The following is an 8,084-nucleotide window of genomic DNA, read 5'->3' as shown; positions in this document are numbered from 1 at the left end:
AAGACAATGGACACACAAAATCCTCGCGAGTGGTATTACGCGCTCTTTGACTATGGCACTCACCTTGGCAAACAAGTGAAAAATCCAAACAGGCAAAGCAAGCATTACACAAAACAAAAAGTGTTTGAAGGGTCGCACCGACAGATTCGCGGCGCGGTTCTCAAAAAAATATTGGGGAAGGGAAGTATGAGCAAAGAACGCTTACGCGCTGAGATTAAAGTATCCGATAAATCACTCGAGCGAGTACTGGAGGAATTGATCAAAGAAAAATTTATCATGAAACATCGTGGTAGGTACAAAACCGTATGATCAAGACCCGAAAACAACTGAACGAACGCAAAGAAAAAGCGCGAAAGGTTCTCCGCTCTCTCAAGCGGTTGATCCCCAACGCGGAAATGGCCTTGCGGTATGCCAATAATTGGGAACTTTTGGTTTCGGTCATTCTTTCCGCGCAATGCACCGACAAGAAGGTAAACGAGGTGACGCAAAAACTCTTTAAAAAATATAAGACGTTGGATGATTATGTGAACGCGGACAGTAAGGAGTTTGAGAAAAACATTTATTCCACCGGTTTCTATAGAAACAAAACAAAGAATATTCTCGCTTCGGCCAAGATCGTTAAGGAAACGTTCGGCGGCAAAGTACCCAACACAATGGAAGAAATACTCACTCTGCCCGGGGTGTCGCGCAAAACCGCCAACGTGGTGCTCGGAAACGCGTATGGCGTGGTGGAGGGAATCGCGGTTGATACGCACGTGATACGCTTGTCACGACTCCTCGGCCTCTCTAACGAGAAAGACCCCAAAAAGATAGAGCAGGACCTCATGCTGATATTGCCCAAGAAAGAGTGGTTTATGTTCACCTATTATATGATTGAATACGGGAGGAAATACTGCCCGGCGCGAAGGCACGACCACGCGAAATGTCCTGTTCGTCACTAAGTGCGCATACGAAGGCCTTGCTTTCGTATTAAGAATAAAGGTTTAATACCTTTATTTTAAGCCATTTTATGGCTATTGCCAAACAGAGAAAACGTTGCGTAACTATTGACAATCTCCCTGTTACATGCTAGTATCTAGATATACCGGTAGACCCGGTTTTTTCTTTGGTGCGATGTTCCAACAAGCCCTTGCCGGGTGGGGGGCAGAGCACCAACTCAAATTTCTTTTGAGATTACTGGCTAGAAAACGGCTTATCATAGAATTCTTAACGACTGCGCTATTATTTCTCACGAACGGAACAACCCAGCAAGATCGCGTTCCTTTCTATAAAAGGGAATATACCAACACGGTCGTCATCTCAGACGCTATCGTGGAGGGGGGAGCGCTTGATCCAAGCACTATTCCGCTCACCATAGAAACGCGCGTCCGAGACTATTTCAAAGACACGCCGCTCTTGATAGAGATTGCGTACTGTGAATCTCGATTTAGACAGTATGGTAAGAACGGGGAAGTGTTGAGGGGGGAAGTAGTACCGGAAGATATCGGTGTCATGCAAATTAACGCATACTTCCACGAGAAGGCTGCTCTAAAGCTTGGGCTAGATATTTACTCATTAGAAGGAAACTTAGCCTACGCAAAGTGGTTATACGAAAAAGAAGGGTCACAACCATGGCAACCATCGGCAAAGTGCTGGTCAAAATACAACAACGAACTCGCTCGAAAATAAAATAAGAGAATCTTGTTTTCTTCCTTCGCTCGGTCACAAAAACATTGCAAATAGAAAAAATGCTTTTGTGACCCTCACTCACTCGAAAATAACTTAAATAAAAAACGCTGTGATATTTATCACGGTGTTTTTTATTTAGTACTACCGGAGAAAAAGAATGGTTTATGTTTTGACAATGAGCAGTAGCGGATATGCGAGGGGAGATAGCAAAAGGCTCGAGTTTAAATAATACACAGTGTCGCACAATATATCTTTTGCGCAGGTTCTTTATACGACGTATAAAGAATATACAACATACTACTTAATAACACCCTTTTGTGTACTATTGTAATACCCGTAATGGCCCTCTTAGTCTGCAAAATTCCTGGAATGTATTCCATGCCATGAGATATTGCCCCGTAGTAAGAGGATTCTTCTTATTCCGTATCACCTTGTCTAATGTGTCTTGTGATATGCCCTCATTCATTTGCAAAAAGATCACCGGGTACTGACGCATATACTTCGTATGGTATGTTTTTAATTTGCTGTTTAAGCAACCGGTAAGATTACGCCTATCGCTTGGATAAAATACATCCACACAAAATCCTTTTTTACTGTCATACACAAAGAAATCAGCTCGCGTACGCCTGTCATCCGTGAAGAAATACTCGCGATGCACAAACTCTTTACCAAACATATCTTGAAGGAAATCGTAGACTGTTCGCTCTATCTCATGCGAGCGACTGTTTATCTTTCGTGCACGTTCTATACTGTGTTGTCCACTACGAAAATCTGATTGTCCCTTCAGGTCAAGCTGTTTGCGCAGTTGTACGAGTCCCCCAAAACGCCGCTCAATACAACGAGCTGAAGGCAGATATGGATACGCATCAACTTCCGGCGCTGTTGGATATCTGCTGTTTGTATCAAAAAAATGTTTTAGACCTAGAGAAAGCTCTTCTCTGGTCCATGGTTTTTGCTTACCGGATTTTTGTGCACGAAGCGCCATACATCTCCAGTATAAACACTAGAGTCGCAAAAGACAAATATTATTGTGTGTAAATATAAGGAGAAGTCGCACCACAATTCCTCTACGGTTGCGTTGTGGTGCCGACCGATGGCGCATTCAATATAAAATCATGCGGCACGCCATTCTTAATACGTTCCATATTGTTTACAAACGATTCCCATAAGAGGTTAATGAAGATATTGTTCCAAAAATACAAGACCGGACGTTCCAGATAATTATCCCAGACGGTTACTACTAAACCCCATACATAGCCAAGATTCCCCTGCGTTTCCGGAGATTGTACGATAGCACGCAGATCAATGCCCAAATAGCTGATAATGACAATCAGGATGACAAACAAAACCAACAACTTAATGAATCCTCCTTGTTTCTTATCGAGCATCTTCTTCATGTATAAAGTATATAGCTAATATTATAAGTAATCCAGAGGATTAAGGTACGCCGGAAGCGGAGCGATGGGTATGGATGCACTACTACATTTACTGATTGGTCTCCCCGCGATGGCGCCTAAGCGAGTCACTTGAACTCCCTGGCTTGCGTATACGGTAAGATGCAGATGCGGGCCGGTAGAATATCCTGTGTTTCCGCTATAGCCGACAATATCCCCGGTAGACACCTGCTGCCCTTCTATTGCTTTAATGAGTGAGAGATGCGCATAGAGTGTTGAAAGACCGTTATTGTGCTTGATAAGCACCCATTTGCCGTAGGAATAGCAGCCGGGATATTGATCGGTGTTGCCTGTCGCCTCAACAACACCGGAGAGTGCGGCTTTTATTTCCGTACCAATACTTGCCCGAAAATCAACGCCATTGTGACCTTTCCCGTTGTATCCCCCGCTTTGCGCAAAATCGGTATTGCCGAATTTCTGCGTGATAAAGATATCTTTCAGCGGCCATAGCAAAACGCCAGTTCCCGCCGGGGGGAAACTCCCCGGATCTATGGCGATGCGCAGTTCTGATTCAAATTTCAGCAACTCCTTTTCAAACTCCTCCTTGAGCCGCAGTTTTTCATCAAGCGCTTTCTGGTAATTGGCTTCTTTATTTTTTGTTTGCGCGAGCAATTGATTTTTTTGATTGCGGCTATTGTCCGCAATGATCTTTTGGTCTTGGAGTTTTGCCCGGAGCGCAATAGAATTTGCGCGCGCGATCTCAATGGATGCTTTATTTTCTTCCAGACGCGTTTTGAGGTCCTGCAGTTCTTTTACGTTCTTGTTGATACTTTCTTGAAATTGCTCGAAATTCTCCACGTCATTCCAAAACTCCGAGATATTGTCGCTGGAAAGAACGAGTTCAACGAGGGTGTTATCATCTATTTCGTTGATCTTTCTGATGGTCTCCTTGATAACCTCTATCTTATTAGTGATATTTGTCTTTTTATCGCCAATTTCAAGCTCCAGCTTTTCAATGGTGAGCGAACTGGATTCAATTTTATTTTCAGTCAATTTTATGTCCGCAGCAAGTTTTTTTCGCGTAAGGTCAATGGTCTTTATCTCTTTTTGTAAACTTTGTTTTTCTTCCCCAATACCGTTCAACTGGATTTGGTATTGCGCGATCTCTTTTTCAAGCGCCTCTATTTCGCTTGCGCGACCGGTAATTTTCGTTTTGAGTTCATCAATGCTTTGGGCGCGTATCTGTAGCACTGGCACCGCAAATATCACGAGAAATAGCATGGAAGAAAGAAAGATGGTTTTTACGAATTGCCATATGTTCATATCATTCACCTAGTTTCACCGAAGCCGCCCTTAAACGCTCTCGTGTTTCTTCTTTGCCTAAAATTGACGCAATAGTGAACGGGTCCGGCGATTTATCCCTTCCGGAAAGAGCAAAGCGCAGAGGCCATAAAACATCCCCTCTTCCCTCACCTTCCGCATAATCCCATATCGCAGGCTTCAAAGATTCCGCGCTGGTAAAATCAGCATTTTGAAATAATTCAATCATTCTGTCAATGTGCCGTTTTGTTGTTTTAGAATCACTTTTTTTCCATACCAATTTTTCAGAGCTGTATCGCGGCCGTTCAAAAAAATACGCTAACTCCCCTTCCGCGGCCATTGTATTGATATCTGAAAATTTATTGATACGTTCAAGAATGAGCGGAGTAATTTTTTTCACAAGAACAGAGTCCTGTGTTTTTAATATATCTGATACAAAGATCTCCAGATCTTTTGATGGTAATTTCCTCAAGTGTTCCCTGTTGATCCAATCAAGTTTAGTACGATCAAAGACCGCGCCGCCTTTTTGCACCTTCTCCAAATTAAATTCTTTGATGAGTTCACTCAAGGTAAATATTTCTTTTTCAGTTCCCGGATTCCAGCCGAGTAACGCTAAAAAATTTATGAGCGCTTCCGGCAGATATCCTTCTGCCTTGTATTCATTCACGGAAACCGCACCGTGGCGCTTAGAGAGTTTGCTTTTGTCGGGAGCTAGGATAAGTGGGATGTGAGCATAGAGGGGCTCCGGAGCGCTTATGGCGCGCTGTATGAGCATTTGGCGAGGTGTATTGGAGATATGGTCCTCTCCGCGAATAATATGCGTGACGCCCATCTCAAAATCATCAACGACGACCGCCAAGTGAAAAAGCGGTGTTTGCATGTCTTTAGCGATCACAAAATCACCCAGTTCGGCCGTATCAAATGAAATGTCTCCACGAATCATATCCTTAAACGTTATCTTCCCGTTCGGGTTTTTGAAGCGGATGACCTTTCCCGTGCCATCGCTGTTTTCTTCCGCCTCATACGCGCTACCTTTGTAGAGTATTGCTTGGAGATGCTTTTTGTATATTTCCCCTCGTTCTGACTGGCGATATATCTCGTCATACGAAAGAGAAAGCCACGAGAGTCCCGCCACAATATCCTCTTCGTATTCTTTTTTACTGCGTTCCTTGTCGGTGTCCTCAATGCGCAGGATAAATTTTCCTCCGTGCGCTTTGGCGAAGAGATAGTTGAAGAGCGCCGTGCGCATACCGCCCACATGCAAAAACCCCGTCGGGGACGGTGCAAAACGAGTTACAATATTTTTTGGGGTGAGGATGTTCGGCATATTATAAGGTTTAATACTCTTTATTTTTCATGTTTGAGCGCGATCTTTACGATCTCTTCCGCGATCTTCTGGGCGGCGTCCGGCCGTGCAAACGAGCGCGCTCCCACTACCATACGCTCACGCTCTTCCCTGTTTCCCATGATACGGTCAATATCGGAGATAAGAACATTCGCCGCTAAATTATTCTCTTCAATCACCAGGCATGCCCCCGTTCGCGCGTAAGCAAACGCATTGCTTCGTTGATGGTCTCCGTTTGAATCAGTGATGGGAACAATGATACTCGGTATTCCCCATGCCGCAATCTCAAAAATGGTGGAACCGGCACGCGATATGATCAGGTCAGCTATGCCGGCTGACATTTTCATGGAAAGCAAATTCAGATACGGGAATGGATGATATCGTCCTTCATATCGATTCCCTTTTAAGATAACGCCGGCCGTACTTGCGGTACTTTTAAAATTATTTTCTCCGGTCTGGTGGATGACCTGATATTTTTCAACAAGCTGGGGAAGCGCGTCCAAGACGACGTTGTTGATCACTTGCGCCCCTTGAGAACCGCCAAGAATAAAAATAATGGGTGTGCCCTCCTCCAGTTTTAAAAATTCATGCGCGCCCTTTTTTTGCACTATGAACATTCCTTGTCTGACGGGATTGCCGGTCTGCGCCACTTTATCTTTAGGGAAAAAACTTCCCGCGTCAGCATACGAGACCGCGATCCTTTGCGCAAACTTCCCCGCCCACACGTTTGTTTTTCCGGGAACCGAGTCTGATTCATGGATAATGACGGGAATGCCGAACAATCGCGCCGCGAAAAGTACCGGAAAACTCGCGTACCCCCCTTTGCTGAAAATGACATCGGGGAAAATAGAGTACAACAGTACAATGGCCCGCACAATACCGGCGGAGGTTTTAAATATGTCCAGAAAATTCAAGAGAGAAAAGTAACGCCGCATCTTCCCTGCGGAAACCTTTTTAAACAGAATGCCGTTTTCCTGAAGAAGGGCTCTGTTGTAAGGTTCAGGCGCCACAAAATACAGTTGCGCGTTCAATAAATGGTCGCGCTCTATGATCTTATTTATCTCTTCCGCAACCGCTATGATGGGGTAAAAATGTCCTCCGGACCCGCCTCCGGTAAAAAGTATCTTCATTCCGTTAACAATTTAAACTGCTAATGCTTGTGTGTCCGCACAGGGATATCGCTATATTTTTCTCTTATACCTTGAAATATTGAGTACGATCCCGATCTCAACGAGTGCGAACAGCAATGCCGTGCCTCCATGACTAATGAACGGAAGCGGGAGGCCTGAAAACGGGAAAACGCCTACAATAGACGCAATATTAATAAGGGATTGGAGTACAATCATTATAACAATCCCGGAAACCAAAAGTCCACTGAATGCATCAGGGGCGCGCCGCGCAATAGAGAGACCCCTTAACAGGAACAAAATGAACGCGGAAATAATGACGACGCCCCCAACAAAACCAAACTCTTCAGCCGCTACGGCAAAAATAGAATCTCCGATCGGCTCGGGCAAGAATCTGAATTTCTGTATGCTTTGACCAAAGCCCTTTCCGAACACTCCGCCGGAGCCGACCGCGATTAGGGACTGCTGTATCTGCCACCCCGCAACGAGCGGGTCGCGCGCGGGATCAATAAACGTCAAAACGCGCTCCATGAGGTAGGGTTTGGAAAATACGATAAGAATAAAACCAATAACAGCGATGCCGAATAGGACAGCCAAATGCTTCCACTTCCCTCCCGCAATAAAAAATATGCCGATGGCGGCACCGATGATGATGAGGAGGGTATCCATGTCGGGTTGCCACAGCAAAATGAGGCCTACAATGCCGATGACCGCCAGAAGCGGCAATAATCCCCATTTGATTGACTCAATTTTATACTTAACCGAAGAGAACCATGCGGCAAGGTACAGCACGGCTCCGAACTTTAAGAATTCGGAAGGCTGGAATGTGACAAACCCGAGATCAAGCCATCGCCGCGCGCCCCCGTGCTGTAGCCCGATCTGCGGGATGAAAACCAAAGCTGTCGCGATAATGGAGAGTGCGAATATGTGTACCGCGTATTTCTTCCAAAGTTTATAATCTATTTTTGAAAATACGACGAGCGCGATGGAACCCAGAAAGAGGCCGAAAAACGCTTGATTGAATGTCGTAGCGCCAAATTGAGGTCCTTGTCTCGCCAATAAACCAAGCGAAGAGGACATGAAGATAAAAAACCCTCCCAACATGAGAAAAATAACGGTTGCGAGAAATACTTTATCAATACTCTTGTTCGCCATGGCTTTTTATATTAGACCCGCTGCGTAATAAAGGGTATTAAACCCTTTGTTGTCGTCGCTCGCTCGGAAATGGAA

General features: G+C 44.9%; 9 protein-coding genes. 3 read left to right on the top strand and 6 right to left on the bottom strand.

Going from position 1 to position 8,084, the window contains the following annotated elements:
* The 3 genes from AAB523_01145 to AAB523_01135 form a co-directional block, all read left to right on the top strand.
* A partial coding sequence (locus AAB523_01145; GenBank protein MEK7555876.1) for an A/G-specific adenine glycosylase occupies nucleotides 1–309 on the top strand: 309 nt, incomplete at its 5' end.
* The gene (gene nth, locus AAB523_01140) at nucleotides 306–941 is read left to right on the top strand and encodes an endonuclease III (GenBank protein MEK7555875.1); all 636 of its coding nucleotides are present in this window, start codon (nucleotides 306–308) and stop codon (nucleotides 939–941) included. The genes AAB523_01145 and nth, both read left to right, overlap by 4 nt.
* Before the next feature lie 172 nt (nucleotides 942–1,113).
* A complete protein-coding gene (locus tag AAB523_01135; GenBank protein MEK7555874.1) occupies nucleotides 1,114–1,668 on the top strand; it encodes a hypothetical protein in 555 nt (184 codons plus the stop codon).
* Between the two features lie 322 nt (nucleotides 1,669–1,990).
* On the opposite strand, the gene AAB523_01130 is transcribed toward AAB523_01135, so the two are convergent.
* The 6 genes from AAB523_01130 to AAB523_01105 all read right to left on the bottom strand — a co-directional run bounded on the left by AAB523_01130 (nucleotide 1,991) and on the right by AAB523_01105 (nucleotide 8,009).
* Nucleotides 1,991–2,653, bottom strand: a complete 663-nt coding sequence (locus AAB523_01130; protein ID MEK7555873.1) for a hypothetical protein — start codon at nucleotides 2,651–2,653, stop codon at nucleotides 1,991–1,993.
* An 82-nt stretch (nucleotides 2,654–2,735) separates the two neighbouring features.
* Nucleotides 2,736–3,065 (bottom strand): hypothetical protein, encoded by a 330-nt coding sequence (locus AAB523_01125; GenBank protein MEK7555872.1) that lies wholly within the window; start codon nucleotides 3,063–3,065, stop codon nucleotides 2,736–2,738.
* 21 nt (nucleotides 3,066–3,086) lie between these two features.
* Nucleotides 3,087–4,385 (bottom strand): peptidoglycan DD-metalloendopeptidase family protein, encoded by a 1,299-nt coding sequence (locus tag AAB523_01120; GenBank protein MEK7555871.1) that lies wholly within the window; start codon nucleotides 4,383–4,385, stop codon nucleotides 3,087–3,089.
* A 1-nt stretch (nucleotide 4,386) separates the two neighbouring features.
* Nucleotides 4,387–5,709: a glutamate--tRNA ligase gene (gene gltX, locus AAB523_01115; protein ID MEK7555870.1), complete on the bottom strand. Its 1,323-nt coding sequence runs from the start codon at nucleotides 5,707–5,709 to the stop codon at nucleotides 4,387–4,389.
* Nucleotides 5,710–5,729: 20 nt separating this feature from the next.
* Complete coding sequence (locus AAB523_01110; GenBank protein MEK7555869.1) at nucleotides 5,730–6,857, bottom strand: UDP-N-acetylglucosamine--N-acetylmuramyl-(pentapeptide) pyrophosphoryl-undecaprenol N-acetylglucosamine transferase; 1,128 nt, start codon at nucleotides 6,855–6,857, stop codon at nucleotides 5,730–5,732.
* A 51-nt stretch (nucleotides 6,858–6,908) separates the two neighbouring features.
* Nucleotides 6,909–8,009, bottom strand: a complete 1,101-nt coding sequence (locus tag AAB523_01105; protein ID MEK7555868.1) for a putative peptidoglycan glycosyltransferase FtsW — start codon at nucleotides 8,007–8,009, stop codon at nucleotides 6,909–6,911.
* Nucleotides 8,010–8,084: the final 75 nt, after the last annotated feature.

The organism is Patescibacteria group bacterium (genome assembly GCA_038063375.1).
Lineage (GTDB): Bacteria > Patescibacteriota > Minisyncoccia > Phycocordibacterales > JANLHH01 > JANLHH01.
Note: the sequence above shows the minus strand (reverse complement) of the source record. Positions and strands in the feature narration are given on the sequence as shown.

Excerpts from the sequence above, each read along its gene's own strand:
- nth (MEK7555875.1), top strand. The coding sequence starts at position 306 with ATGATCAAGACCCGAAAACAACTGAACGAACGCAAAGAAAAAGCGCGA.
- AAB523_01135 (MEK7555874.1), top strand. The coding sequence starts at position 1,114 with ATGTTCCAACAAGCCCTTGCCGGGTGGGGGGCAGAGCACCAACTCAAA.
- AAB523_01130 (MEK7555873.1), bottom strand. The coding sequence starts at position 2,653 with ATGGCGCTTCGTGCACAAAAATCCGGTAAGCAAAAACCATGGACCAGA.
- AAB523_01125 (MEK7555872.1), bottom strand. The coding sequence starts at position 3,065 with ATGAAGAAGATGCTCGATAAGAAACAAGGAGGATTCATTAAGTTGTTG.
- AAB523_01120 (MEK7555871.1), bottom strand. The coding sequence starts at position 4,385 with ATGAACATATGGCAATTCGTAAAAACCATCTTTCTTTCTTCCATGCTA.
- gltX (MEK7555870.1), bottom strand. The coding sequence starts at position 5,709 with ATGCCGAACATCCTCACCCCAAAAAATATTGTAACTCGTTTTGCACCG.
- AAB523_01110 (MEK7555869.1), bottom strand. The coding sequence starts at position 6,857 with ATGAAGATACTTTTTACCGGAGGCGGGTCCGGAGGACATTTTTACCCC.
- AAB523_01105 (MEK7555868.1), bottom strand. The coding sequence starts at position 8,009 with ATGGCGAACAAGAGTATTGATAAAGTATTTCTCGCAACCGTTATTTTT.